The sequence below is a fragment of the Aliiglaciecola lipolytica genome, assembly GCF_018860635.1.
GTDB lineage: Bacteria > Pseudomonadota > Gammaproteobacteria > Enterobacterales > Alteromonadaceae > Aliiglaciecola > Aliiglaciecola lipolytica_A.
This window is the reverse complement of record NZ_JAHKPT010000016.1, coordinates 34,930-57,884: the sequence shown is the minus strand read 5'-3', so window position 1 is coordinate 57,884 and position 22,955 is coordinate 34,930. Positions and strand designations below refer to the sequence as shown.

Below are 22,955 nucleotides of genomic sequence, written 5' to 3'. Positions count from 1 at the left end.
GCAGTTCGACTATGTTGTCTAATAAAGGTAAGTTTTTTATTCGATAGCTTTTTGTACGCCACTCGGTTATGGTTAGTTATCGTGAAGTTTCTGATTGAATTCAATCAGCTGAGAGAACCCCATGCTTAATTCCCATGCCATTCAAAAAATGATTAAAACAGTAGGAACATGTGTTTGTTTCGTTTCACTATCAGCCTGTGTGAGTAACGATAATCCTTGTGAAGAAGTATTAGAAGTCAAACAACAGCATCAAGAATGCGAAAGATTACGTAAGACTATGCTTAAAACAGATTATCCCCAACAAGCACTTACCGCTAAAATCCAGTACGAAGAAGCATGCGTAAATTTGCGGTATTACCGAGATGAATTCGATACTATTTGCAAGAAAAACGAAACACCGATTGGTCAGAAACCCAAACAGAACTAATTAGGATTAGTTGACTATCTGCCAAATCTATCTAACAACGCGATGGTAATTAGATAGACCGGCAATTTAGCTCATTTGTGAGTAGCGCTAGCTAGGAATAGTAGTTACCTTCCCATCCATCCCCCATCGACTAATAATATTGAGCCATTCACATAACTAGAGGCATCTGACGCCAAGAATACCGCAGGTCCTTCGAAGTCCTCAGGCGTTCCCCAACGGCCCTGTGGAATGCGTTCTAATATGCTTGCTGCTCGCACTGCATCGTTGCGCAGAGCCTCGGTATTATCGGTATCGATATAACCTGGCGCAATGGCATTGACGTTAACACCTTTGCCTGCCCACTCATTCGACAAGGCTTTTACTAATTGTCCAATTGCACCTTTACTGGCAGCATAACCGGGAACCGTAATTCCACCTTGATAGGTCAATAGTGATGCAGTAAAGATAATTTTGCCTTTACCACGGGCAACCATCTCTTTTCCAATTTCTCGGCTTAGAATGAATTGCGAATTTAAATTAACATCTATGACTTTATCCCAAAGTTCATCACTATGCTCAGCGGCCGGTGCGCGCAATATGGTGCCAGCATTATTAACTAATATATCTATTTTAGGAAAATCTGCTTTGACCTCCTGAATGAATGCATACAAAGCTTTGCGGTCAGAAAAATCACATTGGTAACCTTTAAACTTTTTACCAAGGCCATTTACTTCCTTTTCTACTTCCGAGCCTTGTAATTCTAAGCTCGCTGAAACGCCAATAATGTCTGCCCCAGCAGCCGCAAAACCCAATGCGATTGCTTTACCTATCCCACGTTTGCAGCCGGTAACTAAAGCGACTTTTCCTTCTAAACTAAATTTATCTAACATTTTCTATTCCTAATAATAAGTGTAATCACAGGTAATACTTTCCAGAGGTTTTGCTCAAACACCATCGTAACTTGTTGTTTTAACGATTTTTCCGGCCTTATCGCGCAAGATGGATATCCATTTCGATTGAGCATTAATATCACCATACTCGATTTTATTTTCACTGGAATATAAGAAGGTTTCAGTGAACTGCGGTGAGCTAATTTCAACACCTATGCAATTCTCACCTTTAAGGGATTGAACCGAAATATCCTTGCTCTTTTGTGATTGAATTGCGTCTTTAGGCTGAAAAACATTGAGGAAGTAAGTATTTTTCGTTTTTTCAGGATTTTCAATTAACAGTGTTTTTAAACTAATCCGACGAATATCATCTGGCCGTTGCGGGGTCATTATCTCTTCAACTAAGGTTTCATCTATTTTCGTTTGCCTCGCTTCAGGAAACGCGGTAAATACATTAAGTGCGCCGTTACCATTAACAATTTCAAACTGATTTTGACTTATTTTTTTAGCATATTTTTCAGAATGGATGCGCCAAGTATAAGTATGCTCTAAATGACTTTCCAATTCATCTAACAAGATAAAATAGCCACATTCACTATTAATAATATGCCTAGCATTACGGGTTAACTGCATTTCTGGATAGTACATACGACTTGATTCGCCAACCACATAGCAATAACCATCTTGATTAGAGAATGCCTCAACTTGGGCGACCGCACTTTCAGGAACATCGCGCCATACGTTATGAATACCTTTGCAGTTTAGGTCAAATAGTACGGGATCACTTAAGTCTCCCTCGTCCCATATTTTCTCACCAACACAACCGGTACCATCAACGGTAACCAAATTATGAATTTCCGCTTTAGAAGTTCGGTTATAGCCTTCGTCGATGACCAGTGATGCGCCTTTATGAACAAGGATAAATTGATTAAAGTCTACGTGATAATGAGTAAGACTGCGGGTTTTCCAATCGTTCTTTTTATCCAGCTCCCAGCTCATCTTCCATTGTTTGTGGCCACCAGCAGGACTGCATTTAAATGATAAATGAGTCGCATCTGTATCCCAACTTGAACGCATTACCACTAAGCCAAGATCAGGGAAATATTTGGTGAGGGGTAAATTCTCCGGGGATTGCTGTTGTATTTCAGGGTTATACCAAATTAACTCAAGAAAGGCTTCTGGCAAGATACCTGGAAAAATTTTACTTTGATAGGCTTCTCTAAACAGGAATTTGGTGCGAACCATCTCCCCTAGCCACTGTGCCTGACCGTTGTTATACTCAGATGCTATCTTGTAGTATGCACAAATTGAATGAGAGCTGCGTTTATCGTGTACATCCGCAAAGTTAATGTTCTCTTCCCAATTCGGTGCAGACTGATAAAGTCGATAATCAAACGTATTCTGCATAAAGCCAGTTTTAAAATGATCAGTACCACCATCTTTACGAATCAAGTCTGCAGCAACTAAAAAAAAATTCATCGCAAAGCGCCAATACCCGGTGCCTTCGTAGTTAGAACCATCCTCAGGCAAATAATCAAATACTTTGTTAAAGTTATCTTTAATTTCGTCAATCCATACCTGTGCGCCCTCATGTTCAGGGCGAATCGCATAAGCGGTGGTTAGCAGGCCTGAATAATTTATCCAATTATGGTTCTGCCAATAATTAGTAGACCAGCAATGTCCGAGGTTTTGTTGTCCATAGTCAAAAATTTTATTGCCTTGCAGGATCAATTTATTTAGAAACTTAGTGCGTTCATCGTCCGTGAGATGATCTTTGAGCCAGTCGTAAGATAAGCCTAAACCAAATAGCATCCATGAAGCACTGAGATCAACGTCCACCAGAAACCCATACCCCCAAACGTCATAATCAACTGCGGTAAAGATCCAGCGTTTAGCCTCAATCAAATAATGTTCTTGTTCAGTGAGTAGATATGCCAAACTTAAATTTGCCGCGGCCATCCCCATATAAGTAATACTAGTATGTGGATGCTCTTTTGAGAGCACTTCGTCTTCATATAAACGACACTGCTCAATAAGCCGAGTTAAATGCTCTTTGCGGGTGGTTTTAAGCTCCGCCTTAAGCACTTCAAGTTGGTCGTTAATAAGTAAGTAGTTCATGGTTAATCCCTGTATTCAAAAGTCATAATCGTTAATAAATTGCAATTCTTAGAGTAAATGAGCGCCATAATTTGAATTACGGTGCTACTGATTTAATCTCGGCTGCGGGCGGCTTACCGGCTTTTAGCATTAAGACACTGATTGCTCCTATTATTAGCGCAAGTACCAGTATCGCTATTCTGCCTTCTATCGGATTAGGAATTATCAACATTAAGGCGATGAATCCTGTTACTGCCGCGCCAAACTGGCCAATAGCGGTTAATTGGCTAAGATCATTCCCCTCACCTATTTCCTTTTCAAAATCGATGGGGGTTTTCATATTTTTAAAGAACCTATCTACCATTTTCCGATGGGCGGAATTCGAAGCTGGTGCAAATAGCATAGATACCAAAAAGCCAAATGTGCCTGTACCTAACACACCAAAAAATTGTTGTTGAAAATTCCATTCAAAGGCATCGCTATAAGACTGCGAAAACCCTAAGTAGCTCAAAGGAACTTCGAAGAAAGCTAAACAAGAAAATAGCAACGCACAGGCGATAGATAAAAGCGCTGCCCACCAAGGTGTTTGCCGTATAAACATGCCCAATAATAGTGGAATCGTAATTGGCATCGACAACAACGTGCCCACTTGCAACATGATTTCGAATATCCCAGAACCATCTTGTTGGGCAAAATAAAGCGCCAAAAGTACAATTAAGAAACCCATAACCCAAGTTAAGGTGCGGCCATAATTTAAAAGCTCTGATTCGCCTTTAGATTGCCAGCGTAATTTGCGTGAGACCTTGGGATAAATATCTTTTATCAAAATCGCCACGTTGGTATTTAAGCCAGTATCCATTGAGCTCATAGTTGCCGCTAAAATAGCGACCACGATCAACCCTACTAGCCCCACAGGTAATAAGCTGATACTGGCAACCGCATAACTCGCTTCAGCGGGCTTAGCTATATCAAATGCCATAACAAGTTCAGGGTATAAAAGTCGTGCGGTGATTGGGGGTAAAAACCAAATTAAGCTACCTAACAACATTAATATTGAGCAGAACAAAGCGGCTTTGCGCGCTTCTCGCCCATCTTTTACCGAAAAGTATCTTGGTGCTGCATTCATGGAATTGAAAACGATGAATTGTTTGGCCATCATTGCGCTCGCCCAGCCCCAAGTATAAGCCCCTCCAAATAAGGTCGCAGAATTGACCATACTGTATTCTTCGGTTAAACCTTGCGCCTCAATCTCAGCAAACAAATTGTTGATTCCACCTAGGGCGTCCAAACACAACCAAGCAACGATTAAAGTTAAAGGAACGAGGATTAATCCTTGCAGAAAGTCAGTGGCCATCACAGCCCAACGTCCGCCGGTAGCAGAATAAAGCAGTACAACGACACCGCAGACTACAATCACATAGTTGATGTCATAACCAAACACTGCGGAACAAAAAATGCCAAGTCCATACAGCGCCATAGCAGAATACAAAATACGAATAGGCACTTCATAATAGGCGTAAAAATCACGGGTTGTTTCACCAAAGCGACTGGCAATGGCCTCAGGAAATGTTGTCACTCTCATTTGCCGTAACCAAGGGCCCATAAACAAAAAGTTTACGAAGAACCCCAGCACGTTACCGAAGAAGATAAACATCGCAGAAAATCCTGATTCGTAAGCAATGCCAGCAGCACCGGTAAAGGTCCACGCACTAAAAGCACTCATGAAGGCACTGCTACCAACAAGCCACCAGGTGCCCTTACAACCGCCTTTAAAATAGTCATCGGTATTAGCTGAGAATTTTTTAAAAACAAAACCAACGATAACAATCAACGCTAAATAGCCAATGATGACTAAGTATTCAATATTAGAAATTTCCACATTTTGCCTCTTGTTAGATTGCCTAATATTATCAATAGGATACAAAAACAAAAACGTTTTACTAAAACGGTTTAGTTGATTAAGTTAACATATTGTTGCAGAATGTCAATATTCGACTAATCAGAACCTTTCAAGAAATATTTAAATGGCAAAAACTAAACTCATTGATGTGGCTGAACGAGCTGGGGTGTCAAATAGTACTGTCTCTCAGTACTTAAATGGCCGTTTCGACTACATGTCTGAAAAGACAAAGGAACGGATAAAAATAGCCGTTAGCGAATTGGATTATGTGCCTAACCCTATTGCTCGTAGCCTGAAAATGAATAAGACAAAAACCATTGGGGTGATAGTTAGGGACATAACAGGTTTCTATACGAGCCGTACCATTCGAGGAATTGACGATTTTTGTAAAACCAGTGAGTACAATTTATTAATTTATAACACTGACGTAGATCCAAAAGTTGAAGCGAAATCATTAGAGACATTATACCAACTGCGGGTTGATGGCATTATTATCGCTTCGTCGGGAAAGAATACTGATTTAATCAATAGATACAGTGACGGTGGCTTACCGATCGTGCATTTTCAACTTGAACATGATGGTAATGAAAAAAATATCATTATATCTGATTATCGAAAAGCGGCTTTTGAGGCAACTGAGTACCTAATACAATTAGGCCATAAGCGAATTTGTTTTGTCACTCAAGATTTTAAACATGTTAAATCACGAAAAGATCGTTATTTAGGATATTCTGATGCGCTGCAAAAACATGGTATTCCACTCGATGAACAACTCATTCAGTATTGGCGCCGTGAAACTGGATTTGAACACTCCCCCACCAGCTTACTAGATGCAGATAATCCACCAACTGTGTTTTTCACTCAACATCTGGCGATTACCACAGATATATTAACTGCGTTGAATGCCGAAAATATATCTATTCCCGATGACGTGTCGATTTTAGGTTTTGATGACATTCCTATGGCCGACTTCTTTAAAGTCCCCATCACAGTAATTACTCAAAATCCTTATGAAATAGGTCGACAAGCGACTAAGTTATTGTTGAACAACATCAACAATAAAGAGCCATCGTCAGAGAAGATAATGATCCCCTGCTCGTTGATTAAAAGGTTGTCCTGTAAACAGATTTAGAGTTCGAACTAATTCGACTAATACTGTTTAGTCAAAACCCTTAGTTAAACAACTGGTTTTACAACTTTACGTTTTGCTAAAGCCGTTGTCATGGAACCGCATACAACACAAATAGCCCCAAAAATGACATAACTATCTAGCTCAATTAAGCTAAATTGCTCAGGCAGAAGTTGTTGAGCGATCACCACACTCAAAAATGTAAACAATGGCCCTGTTGCAATCACTGCGCTCACTTTTGCTGCACTCCAAATATTCAATGCTTCGGTGAAACAGCCGTAGGCAATTACAGTATTCAAACAACAGAATAGCAAAGCGTAGTATTGCAGCTGATTTAAATCCGTGATGGCCGATAAGTGGATAAAAGGAGTAAGCGCAAGAATACCAATTAAATAAATCAGTAAGGTTAATTGCTTGGCAGTAAATGAGCGTAACAAGACTTTTTGCATCAGAGCATAGGCGACCCAAGTTACCGCGGCTAGAACAACCAACATGATGCCTGAATTATAAGAATTGATAGATGAAAAGAGTAAATCTAACTTGGGACTAAAAAATAAACCCAAACCCAAAAATAAAATTATCGCTCCGGTGATTTCAAGTCGATTAAGTCGTTCTTTGAAAAAAACGATGCCCCCTAACATCAATAAAATAGGAGCTATTTGCATCACCACTTGAACCGTTTCGGGATTTACATAATCTAGACTTTTTACATTAGAAACATAGTTAACAACCAGCGCTAATGCAGCGACTATTAAAATAAATTGTGCTCTAGGCACTTGTTTCCATATGCTCGGTAACGCATTTGTACTAAGTAGAAAGACAAAAACCACAAGCCCGGCGAATAAAAAACGAATCCATGTGATCGTCATACTATCCAAAGCTTGTAGACATATTTGCAAGAAAACCGGTAGAACACCCCAAAGAACAGCCGTAATTAGAGCTAGGAAAAATCCGTTTAACCTAATTCTCATAATTTTATTACCGTTGGCTATTCTTCGAGTTTCAATTTCACTATTTAACCGTATTATTATGGAAATTTACAGTTTAATTCTAATTATTAATAGTTTATTGAAAAGTCTATTCCGAAGGTTCTAGGGTCACCAGGATATATGGCTAAATTACCGGTAGTGCCTGATGCAGCGAACTCTTCGTCCAGTGCGTTTTTAGCCCATAATGCAACATTGTACTCTATGTCTGTACCCCACTTGTAAGCTACTCGCGCATTTAAAATGTCCGTTGCTTCGCGCTTAATAAGTTCAGTTGTAGCTAAATCGTTATACTGATCATCTGTATACGCATATTGCACATTGTAAATTAGTTGACCATCACCTACTTCTTTAACATAGTTGAAGTTAACACCATAACTAACTGGTGGCGCCTGTTTTAAATCAAAGTCTTCTTCAACAAAGAATGTTGCTTCTTCAGTAAGTGAAACATACTTAGCTTCTAACAATCCAACAAATGCATCTATGGTTAAATCTTCCGTAGCTTGCCATGTAATATTGGTTTCAATACCGTAAGTTTCTACGTCACCCGCATTAATTCGGGTAAAGCCATTAGCGGTTGAACCACTGGTTTGTAAATCGGTATAATCGTTGAAAAAAGCAGTTACGTTTAAACGGAAAGATTTAGATAAATCGCTTTTCATACCCATTTCATAAGTAATTACCGACTCTTCTTGTACTGGGTCAAAACTATCTGGTGACCAACCACCTGATTTGAAACCAGTGGTTATCGATGCGTAAGTCATCATATCGTCATTTACATCGTATGAAACTACCCCTTTCCATGAGAATTTACCCCATTGATCACTTTGTAGCCCAGCATTTGCTTGACCAAGTGAACTCCAATAATCTGCAGTTGGTGCGGCATCAAAATCTTTTTGTTCCCACGTATAACGAACACCACCAGTCACATGTAACTTGTCAGATACGTTATATGTATATTGACCAAACAAACCAGCCGATTCAGTTAACAAGTCGATATCTGCACCACCGAAAACAAATTCAGTATACTGATCGGCTTCTTCGCGGAATAAATAAACACCTGTAACCCAACTGTAATCTTCAGCGTCTTTAGCAAATCTAAATTCTTGACTCATCTGGTTTTGATGAACGTCTTGAAAGAAAGGCAAAGTTACAATGGTTAACATTCTTTGATCTAAACGTCTGTAAGAGGTGATTGAATCAAACGAAATTTCATTGCCAAAGGTACGGTGTGCTTTAAAACTGGTGCCGCTTTGATATAAGTGATTATAATATTCACCCAACTCTGTTTCACCATTAACTAACCCACTTGTTGGAAACTCAGCTTGATTAATGGTGAATATATCACCATCATCGTCTAGCACTAACGAGGAGTAACCAGGTTCTGAGTTATCTCTCATGAAATCTGCTGACCAAGATAAATCCCAAACATCGCCATAGTAAGCAAGCGCTACACGCGCCCCTAGTTTGTCTACATCACCTAGGTATTCGCCGTTATCTGTGTTTTTTATGAATCCACGACGACTTTTACTGAATACTGACACTTGACCGGCTAGCTTGTCTGTTAGACCTTTGTTGACCATTAAATAACCATCGGTTAATTGATCTGAACCCAATGACATTTTTAAAATAGTTCGATCTGAAATACTCGGTTGTTTAGTGGTGACTCTGATTGCACCACCATTGGAGTTTCGACCATATAGTGTTCCTTGAGGGCCACGCAATACTTCTATAGATTCAATATCCGCTAAATCTAACAATGCCCCTGTCTGACGACCAATATAAACACCATCCACATAAATACCTACCGCAGGATCAACCCCCACACGAGATTCGTCTTCTCCGATACCTCGAAGGAATACTTTCATACCACTTGCTGAACCAACATTTTTAGCAATGTAAATATTAGGTACAGCTTCACCAATCGAAAGCGCGTCAGTCATATTACGCAATTCGATTTCTTCTTCATTCAATGCCGTAATCGCAATGGGAACTGTCTGTAAATCTTCTTCTTTGTATTGGGCACTTACTGTGATCCGTTCTAATTCCTGAGCATGAAGCGTTTGGCATGCAAAGATAATTGACGAAGCCAATAGCAATTTACGACCCGTAAAACTAGATTTTTTATTATTGTACTCTCTCATTTTTGAGTTCCCGTTGTTATGTTTTAGTGGATGGTTTTGGATAGATATATAGATGTAATGTCATACTAATATAACATTACAACTGCAACATCAAGAACTTTATAAGAAACTGGCTAACCAGTAAGTTAAGAAGAAAATCAGTCAAGGGTATGAAATTTCACCGCTTATTTAACAACTGTATACATTTGAAAAATAAGCAAAAAGACTACTCAAAGCAGTAAAAACACGACCTAAGGATTAAAATAAACACATTTTACTTTCAAAAAATTAACACTCTAATCTTGAATTAGATCATCAATATCTTCGATTAAATCATTTAATTTATTTTTCATATGTTTCTTTTGTTTTTCAGTTAAGGTCATATTTAAGGCATTTAACAAATTGGCATATTTGATTCGATTATATTCGTTTGCTTGCAGATATTCGGAGCTTTTAAATTGATCTGGATTTTGCATCAACTGATTCAATTTACTCGCATAGTCATCAACTTGATGTCGAGATAACATTAAGGTTTTTGTAACGTTCTGAATTTCCCGTCGATATGACATCCAGTATTCAAAAGTAGGCTTAAAATCACTGACATATTCACTTATTAGCACTTTCTGAGGATTCGACAACTTGCCTAGCCACTCTTTAATTTGCTCTTGAGTATTTTCTATAGAGTCTTCTATGCGCTGCTGCTTAGACATTTTGTTGCGCTTTTTCTCTTGTTTCAGATTATCCTTTTCCAATGCAGCGAACATGTCATCGATTTGTTGGTCATTTAAGTGCAACGACAATTCTGACAACTCAGGGCTAATTTCACCTCTAAAGCGCTTCCAGTGGGCACTTCCTCGGTCGAAATGAGTTAACCACTGCTGAGAACTTAAAACGCCATTTTGTATGTCTGTTTTTAAATCTTCTAAATGTTGCCGATAGCGCAAAAGCTCATCTTGTCGATGCCAAAGCAACCACTTTTCTACTTTTGCGTCTAACATTTGCTTCTGAGACTTATCTAGATCAACATAATCATCCACGTACCAATACAACAACCAATCAATATTGTTATATGCGAATTTTGAAGTACAACCAGTGAGTAATAACACAGCCGCTAAGCAAAAAGTGCAAAATAAACGTTTAAACATAGTAAGTAACATCTCTAGTAGTTCTAAGTATCTTTATTCTTATTTGCATCATTGCTTACTAGTGACAGTGAGGCAATAGTGAAACATCAATTCTTACAGTTTTAATAACTATGTCACTTATGACACCTGCTCTGCTAAATCTTTATAGTTTTCAATAAAAAGGCTATGTTTAGCAAAGGTTTAAATTATTTAGTCAGCTAAGGGGTATTATACATGCGTAAAATCGCGCTTCTCACTTCAGGCGGTGATGCACCCGGCATGAATGCTTGTATCCGTGCAATTGTTCTCACCAGTCTACGTTATGGACTAGAGGTTTACGGCTATCGTCATGGATACAATGGGTTATTAGAGCAAGAATATTTAAACCTAAGAGCCAAAAATGTATTAAATATCATTCAACGAGGCGGCACGATTTTAAACAGCGCAAGGTGCTTAAGCTTTAAATCCAATGATTCTGCTAAAACGGCAGCGAAAAATTTGGATGCGCTTGGAATTGAAGCCTTATTGGTAATTGGTGGTGATGGCTCTTTTCGCGGAGCAAAGCATCTTGCTAAACATTGGTCAGGTCAAGTAATAGGATTACCTGGCACAATAGATAATGATGTAGATGGGACAGACGCCACTATAGGCTATTACACCGCAATCGAAACGGCCTTAGACTCCATCGATAAAGTTAGAGACACAGCCGATGCCTTTGAACGGATTTTTCTCATCGAAGTGATGGGACGTCACGCCGGTTTTATCGGTTTAAATGCCGCCATCGCCTCTGCCGCTGATCATATTATGCTGCCAGAAATATCCCGCAGTTGTGAGGATGAACTAGAAAACCTTATTGCCCATATCGAAGCGGTGAAAAAGCGCAGAGGGAATAGCAGTTATATTGTCGTAATAGCAGAAAACTTGTGGCCAGAGGGGGTAACAAAGTTAGCTGAGATACTGAGCCAAAAAACCCAAATAGAATGTCGCCCAGTGATTCTCGGTTACGTACAACGAGGGGGCTCTCCAGTGTCACAGGATCGAGTTCTAGCTACCAAACTCGGGGCTTTTGCTGTTGAAATGGCACTGGAAGGCAAGACAGGCGTAATGGTGGGCGAAATTAATCAACAGTTGGTATGCAGTGAATTAGAGACGAGTTGGCAACAGAAAAAACCATTAGATTCTTATTTAGTTAAAATTCAACAGGATCTATTCGACATATTAAAGCGACCTTAACTGATAATCGCCGTGTTCGACTTAGCCACATTTCACAATGTGGCTAGCTCTTCCAACTGCTCAGAAAAACGTACTTTCTGACCATCTTTTAGTCTTTCTGCGCCACGCACAACAACTGGCGAAATATGGTTAAGATCACCAAACACTTCAACCCTTTCTCCGACACCAATACCTACAGTTACTGCCACTTGTTTAACTTCATTGTCTCCGGCGATTTGATACACAAACGCCCCTGACTTTCTTAAAACTAACGCATCTCTTGGAACAGTCAATGCTTGATGAAACTCACTATGAGGCAATGCAACACGCACCGCACCACCAATTGCATATTCATCAGGGGTAAGTTGAACTCGAATTTCCATCATCCGCGAACGGGCATTTCCAACAGGTACAATGGCCCGAATTTGATGTGATTTTTCAGACTCTCCGACAACAACCTTCACCGCTAAACCTTGTTGGATAAAAGGAACAGCTGAAAGCGGTGCTTTAATAGAAGCTTCAATATTGCCTGTGTCGACCACTCTAAGTACTGTTTGCCCAGTTGAGATATATTCACCTGGGCTTTGGATTCGTTCCACCACCATTGCTTTGAAGGGGGCTTTGATTTGACTTTGTGTAATCCGATATTGGGTTAATTTTTGATCGACCTTAGCTTGATTTAACTCCTGTCTTGCAACTTCTAGTTCAGACACGATTTCATCAAGTTGATCTTTAGATGTATTCGCCTGTTGCGCCATACTACTGAACCGTTGTTGTTTACGACTCAAAAGATCGACTCGCGACTCCCACTTAGCAACGTTTGCTTGATTTTGCTCTAAATTGAGTTTCAGCATATGATCATCTACTTTCGCTAACACCTCTCCGACCTCAACTAAATCACCCACCTCGGCCATCCAGGTAATTCGTCCAGGTACTTCCGTAGCAATATTTGAGTCACTGCGACTGACCACAGTCCCCGGTACCCAAATTTGTTGTGAGATCATTTCGCTATAAACAGCATCAACTTCCACTAAGGTATCTGAATCTTGCTGTGCCAATGTGTGGCCGCTAAAAGTGAGTAGTAGCGAGAGCAAAAGCGTTTTATTGTTTTTTATTATCATTTTGTTTTCCAATAAAATTGAGTTTGGTTAATGACTGACAATTGGCTGTTCATTAGCCATTTTAGGATTGATTAAATGCCTTTGGCTGCCCTGCCTTAAACACAGCAATGTTGGTAATAGTAATAATGTAAATATTGTACTAACACACATGCCCCCTACGATAACGGCAGCAAGGCCTCTGTATATGACACTGCCAGCACCAGGCAATAGCAATAAGGGCAGCATGCCAAATATACTGGTTAATGTGCTCATAAAAATGGGTCGTAAACGCATTAACAAAGCCTGATGCACAGCTTGTTGTCTAGCTAGGCCTTGTCGCTCACCATTACGGGTTTGATGAACTAACAAAATGGCATTATTCACCACCAGACCAAGCAAAATAATAAAACCAATCATAGTGAGCAAATCCATAGGTTGGAAGCTAATCATGTTGAGCAATCGAACCGCTATCACGCCACCCACAGTTGCCAAGGGAATACTCAAAATCACCATTAAGCTATCGATGAGCGACTTAAATAGTCCAGCCATCAATACAAAGAGTAGCGCCATTGCAAATAGAAAATTCTGACTCATCGTTGCGATTGCTTTATTTAAACTATCCGCACTTCCGCCATAATTAATCGCGCCGTCAGAGGGCATCATTGCCATCAATTGAGGTTCTACATCCTGTTTAATTTTTGCCATAGCTTCTTCGAGCGACATACCTTCAGGAGGATTAACCGATAACGTTAAGGTACGGCGCCGATCAACACGTTGAATTTGGCTTGGGCCAACCGATCTCACTACATTGACCAATTCTCCCAACTGCACCATCTCTCCGCTAGGCGTGATGATTGGGGTAACGGCTAATTGTTCAGGGTTGCCCCAATCTTGGGATTTAAATATGATATTCATCCGTTTGATACCATCAAAATACTCCCCTACATACATACCATCCCCCATAGATCTCACAAGGCTGGCAACGCGTGTTCGATCCATTCCCACTTCCATCATTCTGTGATCGTTAGGGTAAAGCTGGAGCTCAGGCTCTGCTTGCTCAAGACTTGGGTTAGCTCGTACATTCGCATCAGGAAATGCTTCTCGAAGTAGATCTAATCCATGTTGAGCGGCAACAGTAAGCCCTTCATGGTTAGTTGCTTGTAAGCGCATATCAATACTTCTACCATTACCAAAACCACCGAACAAGTTGCCTTGCATTGTAAAAGGCTCAGTATCCGGCAGATCTTTCAAAATTTCGTCTCTAACTAAACTCTCTAACGCTCTGACATTGTTTTGGTCTTTTGCTCGAATTCCCAATGTTCCGCCATTCGGCCAGGTAATAATGTAGTAATTTTTAAGTGCGGGCTCTTTCTCACCAGCCATATAAGGTTTGAGTCGCTCAACCACAATTGACATCACTTCTTGTTGAATAAAATTGTCACTTGCCCCTGCCGGAAAGTTAAAAAATGAATCAATGGCATCACGCTTAACTGGGGGTAAATAATCTAATTTTGGCATCAACACTAAAGTAAACGTGATTGGTACAACCATTAGTAAGCAAATGGTTATATAGCGCTTCTTAGCCGTTGCATTTAGCATCATGATTTTGTCAGTTATTTTAGCCCACACATTCGTTAATCTATCTGGTGGTAAATCAACCTGCAGCCAGCGGCTCGCAGCAACAGGCAGTACAGTAACTGCAACCACAAAAGAAATTATCACGGCAATGGCAATGGTAAGCGCCAAGTCGGCAAACAACTGGCCTTCTACATCTTGCAAAAAAATAACGGGAATAAAAATTGCGACCGTAGTAGCGGTAGATGCTAACAGCGCGCCAAAGACCTCTTTGGTTGCTCTTTGAGCGGTTTTTATAGCGTGTTCATTTTTCTGTTTGTGTCTAACAATATTTTCTAACACCACTATGGCTGCATCCAACACCATTCCAACGGCAAATGCTAATCCTGCCAATGAAATAACATTTAGCGAACGTCCAGTTAAGTGCAAAACGACAAAAGTACTGAGTAGTGATATAGGAATGGCTAACGCAACTATCAGTGTTCCGCGAACTTGTCCCATAAACCACCATAAAATAGCTATCGATAGCAAAATCCCAATAACTAAGTTACTGGTGACTAAGTTCACTGCGCGGTAGATAAAAACAGAAGCATCAAATGATTGTGCCATTGTTAGTTTTTCATCAATCAAAACCGTTTGATTCAGTTCGTCTACTTTTAATTTCACAGCTTCTAAAGTGGCTAAGACATTCGCTTTATTTTCCCTGTCTATGCGAATTGAAATAGCAGGGTTACCATTTTGCACACTGAAATTTGAAGCTTGCGCTCGTTGAATTTTTATTTCGGCAATATCGCTTAGCTTAATAGGACTGCCATCCCGCCACTCTAAAATCATATCGCCCATTTCTAATGGTGAATATTTACCTCTAAATCGAATGGTATATTTACGTCTGCCAACATCAACAAAACCACCAGAAACATCATTGGACGATCCTAAAATTCTGGAAATATTGGTAATATCCACACCTAACTCGGCGGCTAAATAGGGATCAAATACAATCTGGAACTCTTCATTGCCACCTACCCCACTTTCCATGCGAACTCTAGCCACGCCATTGATGGACTCAAGAGAAGGTCGAATAACATCTTCAAAATAAGTTACATATTGTGAAATTTCACGCTCATTTCCAGGAAGTTTTTGTAAGAAGAAATAAGTAAGTGCGGGAGTCCCACCACCGCCGCCACCCATCATTATATTTGGAGACAGTGCATCCCTAGGTAAAGGTGGAATGCGATTCATACGGCTAATCACTTCTATCAAAGTACGCTGCATGTCAGTTTCTAAACCAAATTCCAAGTTGATCCAAGCATTACCCTGGTTAGCCCATGCACGCATATTTTGTAATCCTGGAATACCTTGCAACACCTCTTCTTGGGGTTCTAGTATCTCAGACTCAATTTCTTGAGGAGAGGCTGCTCGCCAAAATGTTTGGATGGAAATAGTCGGCCGTTCTATATCGGGGAATAACTGAATCGGTAACTTAAATAGACTATAAAGTCCCAGGAACGCGATAATACCCACTAAAATAGCGACACCTGAGGCGTTTTTTAACGCAGATCTGGTTATGTCCATACACAAAACTTTTACATAATTAACGTACCGTTAACTATAAGTCGCTTTGATAGTGTAAAAAGTTTAAATCTGTTAGTAACAGAAAAAATACGACCAACAACAAGGCTAAAAATGAGCTACTTGTCAGTGCGATGAATAGCAGTAAATAGGTAAAAAAACATGCCCGGGATAACTATCTATTGCATTAAAGAAATCCAAACTATTAAAAATTATTAGCCAATAGTTGGTTACGGCATTAACTTTCCCGTTAATTCAACATCCATCTTAAACAAACACTGTTGGTCGTCACACTTCTATTCAGCTATCTGAAAGTCTAAGTGAAAGAACATCATAACAAGCTCCCATAGTGTGATAATCAGTCTTACCTATCGGACTTTTGGTATTTTCAAGCTTTTGGTTGTCATTGCTCAAGATCCTAAACCAAGCTCCATATTTATGATCAACCATGTGTTCCCATGAATACTGCCAAATCTTTTGGTACCAGTGCAGATATTCTTGCTTTTTAGTGTGTGCATATAAATAAGCAGCGGCAGCGAATGATTCAGCTTGCACCCAAAAGTACTTTTCGCCATCACAGATCTTATTCTGCAAATCAAACCCATAAGCGATACCCTTATTTTTTTCATCCCATGAAATTGCTAAGGTTCTTGTAAATAATTGTTGGGCGCGTTCTAACAACCAAGGTTTGTTAGTGAGTTGATAAAGCATCAACAATAATTTGGCCCATTCTGTTTGATGGCCGGGTTGAAACCCCCATGGACGAAAAAGATTTTTGGGATCATCTTGGTTATATTCCAAATCCACAGTCCAATCCCGATGAAAATGCTCCCAAATAAATCCATTGGTTAGTGCAGCCTGTCTATTAACAATACTGTCAGCCAGTATCATCGCTCTATCTAAAAACTTTTGTTTACTGGTTGCGTGATAAGCAGCGATTAGTGCTTCACAGGTATGCATATTGGCATTTTGTCCTCGATAACCGGAATCTTTACTCAATGTGCCATCAAATTCATCTTTATATAATAAATTATCGGCATCCCAAAATACCCGCTCCATAGTCGACCATGTTTCTTCAAGATACTCCTCGGCTTTTGAATGACCCACTTTAATTGCCCAACTGTAGGCTAGCATTACAAATGCAAAACCATAACAGTGGTTATTGTCATCCTTTGTTTCGACTTTCCCTTGTTCTACGTTTAGCAACCAACCATAACTTTTAAATTGAGGATTAAAGTGCGCATTGCGAATAAATTCGATACCTGAATTAACCCTTTTCAGGTATTTAGGGTCATTAAACTCTAAAAAAGCCCTAGCGTAATTGAAAACAAATCGTGCTGAACTTACCAGGTGACGAGTCTGGTGATCATATACCTTTCCGTCATCTAGAAAGTTCTGATAGAAGCCACCATGAGGATCCTCCACATTTGGTTCATAGAAATCCAAGATACTGCGAATATGTTGACGTAAAAAACTGGCTTGGCTGAAATCAGGAAAGTTCATAATTTATCTCTTTTGTTAGCAATTCAAGAGTAGATATAGAGGGTAAAGAAGGAAAAGCTCCATATTTCGAAGCAGCATGAGCTCCGCATGCTGAAGCAAATCGAAGCACGCTATTTAATTCAATGGGGTTGTTCAGTAAATCCTCAAAACTTGCTACATTATCGATGTGATATTGCAGCTTAAATAATAGCCCTCCGATAAAGGCGTCTCCTGCAGCCGTTGCATCAATGGTCTCTACGACTGGCGGCGCGATCTCGCCGTGAGATGTTTGAGATATCCATTGTAAATTATTGCCACCATCGGTAATGACAATAAGCTTGCAGCGTCGTTGTAGAAGTTTTTCAATAGTCTGTTTTTGCTGGTTTTTCCCACACAAAAAAGTTAATTCTTCGAGGGAAATTTTAAGAACATCAATATCCCTTATCATGGACCAAATAACCCCAAAAGGATCGGCATTTACGGGCCATAAGTTCTCACGTAAATTAACATCGAAACTAATCAGAGCACCGTGTTGCCGAGCTAAAGAAACGCCATACTTTGTTGTGTCTAAAATGTCTGATTCAGTTAAGCTATTAGAACAAAAATGAAAAATCCTTGTTTCCGTAAACCATTGTTTATCAAAATCGCGACAGGCAAAACACAAGTCAGCTGAAGGTGGTCGATAAAATGAAAAAGTCCTTTCTCCCTGCTCATCCAAGGATACAAATGCTATTGCAGTTTTTGCTTTTTCAGTAAACAAAACATAATCAGTTTTTACATGTTGAGTTTTTAGAGAATCAAACAAGAAGGTTCCAAAAGGGTCCTTGCCAAGCATTCCACAGAAATAACTATTGCCGCCTAATTTAGCCAAAGCAACTGAAACATTCGCTGGTGCACCACCTGCAAATTTAGTAAAGGTTTCATTTTCTGTTTCAATCGAATTTGCCACTTTATTGGAGAGCATATCTATAAGCGCTTCGCCGAAACAAATGACTTTCCCTGCTTGGCTGACAGGCTTCATAAGTCTAACAACCAATACATTGCTATCGCAGCAGTCCAGGAAAAGTCATTTCCACCGCAACCTACCCCAGTATCAGCATTAAAATATTCATAAAACTTAAACTTTCTAAACAGTTCATTGGTTTTTTGTTTCACTTGACTCGATGTTTGCTCAAACTGGTAAAATTCGAGTCCTAACGCTATCATCCAATTAATGTGCAGCCAAACGGGGCCGCGCCAGTAACGTTGAGGTTCATATTTTGATTCTCTTGGATCTGTTGAGGCTATAGCGTAAGGACTAGCGGCCATCCACGCCTGTGCTTCTTCAGCTAAATATTTGGCCTGTTCAATACTTGCCAGTTGTCCAAATAAAGGCAGAAAACCAGCGTTGGTTTTAATTTTACAAAGCGAATCAGTCATAAGATCTCGACTATAAAAGAACTTTGTTTCTTCACACCATAGTTGGCTTATTGCACTTTCCGTCAACGCTGCTCTAGCTTTTAACTCTTGAACTTCATCATCAACCACATGCAATTGTTGACAGATTTCAAGTAAATCCAATGTAGCTCGATGAAGTATCGAGATTAGACTGACATCATTTACTTTGTACGGGCAATCACGATAAATTTTAGCGCTATCGAATTGATTATTTTTGAAAAACTCAACTAGATAAAGGTATCTGTCATATTGTTCTTTGTGCGGTCTTTCAGCTGCGTCAATATGATTAAGATCTCGACGTTGATACTCCCAAGTTACTTGTGGAACCGCATCAAGCGTTTTATCCCACGCTGGACTATTGTCCATACCTGATTCCCACGGATGATAACTTGCTACCAATCCGGTAGATTCAGGATCTCTGTCTCGATACCACCACAAGTGATATCGTATTAAACTTGGCAACATTTCCTTTAATTTTTCATTTTTAAGATCATTATCTTTCACTTCATCACACAGAATCTTCACAATCGTAGCCAGTACAGGCGGTTGTGAAATTGAAGTGCTTTTAACTTTTTTATCCGATCCCCAAACATCAGGACCAGGAAAATAAGTATCTGAATCTCGATGAAATAATATGTGCGGGATCATTCCATCATCCCATTGCCCACTGATTAACACTTCCAGTTCTTGCCAAGCTCTTGGTTCATCAAATTTTAACCAACCTAAGGCCGTAATCGCTGAATCCCAGTTCCATTGGAAAGGATAAAGTCCTTGGGTAGGAACTGTGTATCCACCGAAGTCGTTCTTTTTTAAGATATCTGCACCGGCATTAAATAATTGTTTATCTTCTGTCACTTTATACTCTCCCACCCAAACCATATTGAGTTAATATAATTTAATTATCCGCTATTAGACCAATCTTAACAACCCATTTTGGGTTTAATATTGCAAAATTTTTTAACTTTAAAAATCTGTGTCTACCTATTTGATTTTGAATCTATTAAATTCGAATACAGGACGATTTATATCGGCCCTTAATTGATCATGATGACTCTAAAATCATTGACGTTAGTCCGAGTCGGCCCAGTGATTATCAACCCACCAACCGCTTGTAAAAAATGAAAACTGTCATGGTTTGCTAGATAGGATTGAGGGGATAGCCCTTTTGATTTAGCGGTAGTCAATGTGGATTCATCAATGAAACCACCCGCAATGTCTTTGCTACCATCGACACCGTCAGAATCACAGGACAATACCGATATTCCTGATGCACCGTCCAAAGCAATAGCCATCGCGAGTAAATATTCCTGATTTGGTCCGCCATCACCGGTAGCACTGTCAATGGTAACGGTTAATTCTCCACCTGAAAAAAGCAAAACTTTTTTTCCATCATCTCTAAATTTCAACGCTATAGCAGCATGTTCTTTAGCAATCCTGGATGCTTCACCTTGCTGTTCATAATTGAGTACGTGTGTCTCCCAGCCAGCATTTTTTGCTTTAGCAACTGCAGCATCGATGGCTTGGTGCGCATTTGCTACAACAGTATAATGGCTTGTATTCGAAGGAGGTGTAATGCATTTTGACTTGATAGCCTTAGTTAAAAATTGATAAATTGAATCAATCGGCTGCCAATTGTATTTTTCCAGTATTGTTAATGCTAGCTCTGCTGTGCTGTTGTCTTTCACTGTTGGCCCAGAAGCAATTAGGCTAGGATCATCTCCAACCACATCGGAAATTACATAAGTATGGCTAATGCTTTTTGCAGCTTCTGCAAGTTTGCCCCCTTTAACAGCTGACAGTTGTTTGCGAACGACATTCATCTCATCGATTGAAGCGCCACTTCTTAATAAGAACCGATGTAATTCCATTTTGTCTGCAAAACTTACCCCTTCCACAGGAATAGACATTAATGCCGAACCGCCTCCAGAAATCAAAAATATAATAGGAATATCCGGCGGAGTCTGTGCAACCAATTCAAGTAATGCTTTACCTGCTAACAAACTATTTTTATCTGGAACAGGATGTGAAGCATATAAAATCTCAATATTACCTGTTGCCAATTCAGTACCATAACCATAGCGAGTAACTACTTTTCCATAGCAAGCATCGCCATATTTTTTAAAAACAGCTGCGGCCATGTCAGCTGAAGCTTTGCCAGCGCCGATTACGCATACTCCACGACTGGTATCTATGTGATCAAGATGCTTATCTAAGCAAACACTTGGAAGGCAAGCATGAACGGCTGTTTCAAATAATGAGAATAAAAAAGCGCGCGAGTTATTCATTTTGATTTTATTCTCCTATGCGAATAATGTTGGAATGTAGGCACAAATAGCCAACATGATAATGAACGAACTTAACAATATAATGATGTCGGACTTAGTCAAAATAGATACTTTCTCTAAGCTTTTTTCTATACTTGGCACGGGGGATTTATAACTGCCACCAATCAACATTTTTACAATATATGCCATTAAAGACGCGACAATGAAGCCGATAAAGTTCCACCAGAACCAAAATACATTGTCCATTGTTAACCAAACAATAATATTGATTAATACACCTGCAATAAGACCAATGTTAATTTCACGTGCACCTAAACTTTTGTCCACAACAGCTAACAGGAATACAGCTAAAATAGGACCGTAAAACACTGAACCGACCTTATTTATTGCTTCAATTACGGTTGGCGCTATGTCGCCTGCGTAGAAAGATAAAGCCAAGGTGACGGCTCCCCAAATCAGACCAACATATTTTGCTTTCTTTAAATATTCTTTGGGCTCAAGTTTTTTACCTGTAATACGGCAATAATCTTCAATACTCACCGCTGCTAAAGAATTTATTGCAGAGCTTAATGACGACATAGCTGCAGCTAATATAGCCACAACCAATATACCAATCATGCCATGAGGCAGGTAATTTAGAATGAAAAGAGGCATCATCCAATCTGGATTTTCAGCGGAAATTTGTGCCATGAAACCGGTATCAGTCATCGCCAAAGTACCGACAATTAGACCGGAAAAACAATAAAGTAGTGTAATCGGAAAACGCACAGTCGCATTCGCCAGCATCATATATCTTAAGTCTCGTGTACTTGAAGCGGCCAATGCCCGTTGAGCTTGGGTCTGATCACAGCCGTAGTAAGATGCGTAGAGTACGAATCCACCAAATATCATTGGTAACAATCCAAAACCTTCACCATCAAATCCAAAGGAATCAGGCTTTATCGCGTTTAACCGTGCAGGATCAACTTTATTAACGAATTCATCCACCCCTCCAAGGTAATGCAGGCCAAATACTATACAAGCAATAGTGCCCAAAACAATAATAATCATTTGTATGGCGTCACCGTAAACCACAGCTTTCATTCCACCTTGCAACGAGTACAAAACCGTTATCACACCGGTTAATGCAATCGCCTGCCAAGCTTCGATTCCCATGGTACCTTGCAGAATAAGTGATGCAGCAAAAATCATTATTCCGGTAGCAAACGCGCGACTAAACTGAAACACGAAACTAATTAAAATTCGGGTTGAGCGACCAAAACGTTGCTCTAGATAATCGTAAATACTGACAAACCCTGAACGGTATAGAGCCGGTAAAATAGTACTTAAAATGAGCAGCATTGCTAGCGGAACACCCAACTCATATGATAACCACTGCAACCCTCCACCCTCTCGTAGACCAACAAATGCAGGGGCTGATACAAAACTGATAGCAGAAAGTTGAGTAGCCATCACCGACAAGGTCAGTGCTTTCCACCCCAAGGTTCGACCACCTAAAAAATAATCGTCTTTAGTATTCTGTTGGCGAAAGCTAAATCCCATAGCAACAAGCAATACAAGGTATATAACAACAATGGCGTAATCAAAAGTATTCATATTTGCACAACTTAACTTGTAATTTAAAGGTAGGTTCGACTCAG

Annotated in this window: 16 protein-coding genes; 3 read left to right on the top strand and 13 right to left on the bottom strand. The window is 39.8% G+C overall.

Annotated features, from left to right (window positions below; all coding sequences use genetic code 11):
* Nucleotides 1-121: 121 nt before the first annotated feature.
* Nucleotides 122-427 (top strand): hypothetical protein, encoded by a 306-nt coding sequence (locus tag KO530_RS06800; RefSeq protein ID WP_216047666.1) that lies wholly within the window; start codon nucleotides 122-124, stop codon nucleotides 425-427.
* 104 nt (nucleotides 428-531) lie between these two features.
* Here KO530_RS06800 and KO530_RS06795 read toward each other — a convergent pair whose 3' ends face one another.
* From KO530_RS06795 to KO530_RS06785, 3 genes are all read right to left on the bottom strand, one after another.
* On the bottom strand, nucleotides 532-1,296 hold the full coding sequence (locus KO530_RS06795) for a 2,5-didehydro-3-deoxy-L-galactonate 5-reductase (protein ID WP_216047665.1): 765 nt from the start codon (nucleotides 1,294-1,296) through the stop codon (nucleotides 532-534).
* 54 nt (nucleotides 1,297-1,350) lie between these two features.
* A complete protein-coding gene (locus KO530_RS06790; RefSeq protein ID WP_216047664.1) occupies nucleotides 1,351-3,414 on the bottom strand; it encodes a DUF4962 domain-containing protein in 2,064 nt (687 codons plus the stop codon).
* A gap of 76 nt (nucleotides 3,415-3,490) precedes the next feature.
* On the bottom strand, nucleotides 3,491-5,272 hold the full coding sequence (locus KO530_RS06785) for a sodium:solute symporter family transporter (protein WP_216047663.1): 1,782 nt from the start codon (nucleotides 5,270-5,272) through the stop codon (nucleotides 3,491-3,493).
* A 145-nt stretch (nucleotides 5,273-5,417) separates the two neighbouring features.
* Here KO530_RS06785 and KO530_RS06780 point away from each other — a divergent pair, with 145 nt between their 5' ends.
* Nucleotides 5,418-6,425 carry a LacI family DNA-binding transcriptional regulator gene (locus KO530_RS06780; RefSeq protein ID WP_216047662.1) on the top strand — a complete coding sequence of 336 codons (1,008 nt, stop codon included), beginning with the start codon at nucleotides 5,418-5,420 and terminating at the stop codon, nucleotides 6,423-6,425.
* Nucleotides 6,426-6,469: 44 nt separating this feature from the next.
* On the opposite strand, the gene KO530_RS06775 is transcribed toward KO530_RS06780, so the two are convergent.
* The 3 genes from KO530_RS06775 to KO530_RS06765 all read right to left on the bottom strand — a co-directional run bounded on the left by KO530_RS06775 (nucleotide 6,470) and on the right by KO530_RS06765 (nucleotide 10,676).
* On the bottom strand, nucleotides 6,470-7,393 hold the full coding sequence (locus KO530_RS06775; RefSeq protein ID WP_216047661.1) for a DMT family transporter: 924 nt from the start codon (nucleotides 7,391-7,393) through the stop codon (nucleotides 6,470-6,472).
* Between the two features lie 86 nt (nucleotides 7,394-7,479).
* Nucleotides 7,480-9,552 carry a TonB-dependent receptor gene (locus KO530_RS06770; RefSeq protein WP_216047660.1) on the bottom strand — a complete coding sequence of 691 codons (2,073 nt, stop codon included), beginning with the start codon at nucleotides 9,550-9,552 and terminating at the stop codon, nucleotides 7,480-7,482.
* A gap of 275 nt (nucleotides 9,553-9,827) precedes the next feature.
* Complete coding sequence (locus tag KO530_RS06765; RefSeq protein WP_216047659.1) at nucleotides 9,828-10,676, bottom strand: DUF6279 family lipoprotein; 849 nt, start codon at nucleotides 10,674-10,676, stop codon at nucleotides 9,828-9,830.
* Nucleotides 10,677-10,889: 213 nt separating this feature from the next.
* On the opposite strand from KO530_RS06765, the gene KO530_RS06760 reads away from it, so the two are divergent.
* A complete protein-coding gene (locus KO530_RS06760) occupies nucleotides 10,890-11,888 on the top strand; it encodes a 6-phosphofructokinase (protein ID WP_216047658.1) in 999 nt (332 codons plus the stop codon).
* A gap of 32 nt (nucleotides 11,889-11,920) precedes the next feature.
* Here the strand turns inward: KO530_RS06760 and KO530_RS06755 are convergent, their stop codons facing one another.
* The 7 genes from KO530_RS06755 to KO530_RS06725 form a co-directional block, all read right to left on the bottom strand.
* Nucleotides 11,921-12,988 carry an efflux RND transporter periplasmic adaptor subunit gene (locus tag KO530_RS06755; protein ID WP_252728953.1) on the bottom strand — a complete coding sequence of 356 codons (1,068 nt, stop codon included), beginning with the start codon at nucleotides 12,986-12,988 and terminating at the stop codon, nucleotides 11,921-11,923.
* Nucleotides 12,989-13,015: 27 nt separating this feature from the next.
* Nucleotides 13,016-16,114 carry an efflux RND transporter permease subunit gene (locus KO530_RS06750; protein ID WP_216047657.1) on the bottom strand — a complete coding sequence of 1,033 codons (3,099 nt, stop codon included), beginning with the start codon at nucleotides 16,112-16,114 and terminating at the stop codon, nucleotides 13,016-13,018.
* 297 nt (nucleotides 16,115-16,411) lie between these two features.
* The gene (locus KO530_RS06745; RefSeq protein ID WP_216047656.1) at nucleotides 16,412-17,614 is read right to left on the bottom strand and encodes an AGE family epimerase/isomerase; all 1,203 of its coding nucleotides are present in this window, start codon (nucleotides 17,612-17,614) and stop codon (nucleotides 16,412-16,414) included.
* Nucleotides 17,601-18,614, bottom strand: coding sequence for a carbohydrate kinase family protein (locus KO530_RS06740; protein WP_216047655.1), 1,014 nt, complete (start codon nucleotides 18,612-18,614; stop codon nucleotides 17,601-17,603). The genes KO530_RS06745 and KO530_RS06740 overlap by 14 nt, the downstream gene beginning before the upstream one ends.
* The gene (locus KO530_RS06735; RefSeq protein ID WP_303501934.1) at nucleotides 18,611-19,885 is read right to left on the bottom strand and encodes an MGH1-like glycoside hydrolase domain-containing protein; all 1,275 of its coding nucleotides are present in this window, start codon (nucleotides 19,883-19,885) and stop codon (nucleotides 18,611-18,613) included. The genes KO530_RS06740 and KO530_RS06735 overlap by 4 nt, the downstream gene beginning before the upstream one ends.
* A 179-nt stretch (nucleotides 19,886-20,064) precedes the next feature.
* Entirely contained in the window at nucleotides 20,065-21,315 is a 1,251-nt protein-coding gene (locus tag KO530_RS06730; protein WP_216047653.1) for a glycerate kinase type-2 family protein, read from the bottom strand.
* Between the two features lie 15 nt (nucleotides 21,316-21,330).
* Nucleotides 21,331-22,911: a sodium:solute symporter gene (locus KO530_RS06725; RefSeq protein WP_216047652.1), complete on the bottom strand. Its 1,581-nt coding sequence runs from the start codon at nucleotides 22,909-22,911 to the stop codon at nucleotides 21,331-21,333.
* Nucleotides 22,912-22,955: the final 44 nt, after the last annotated feature.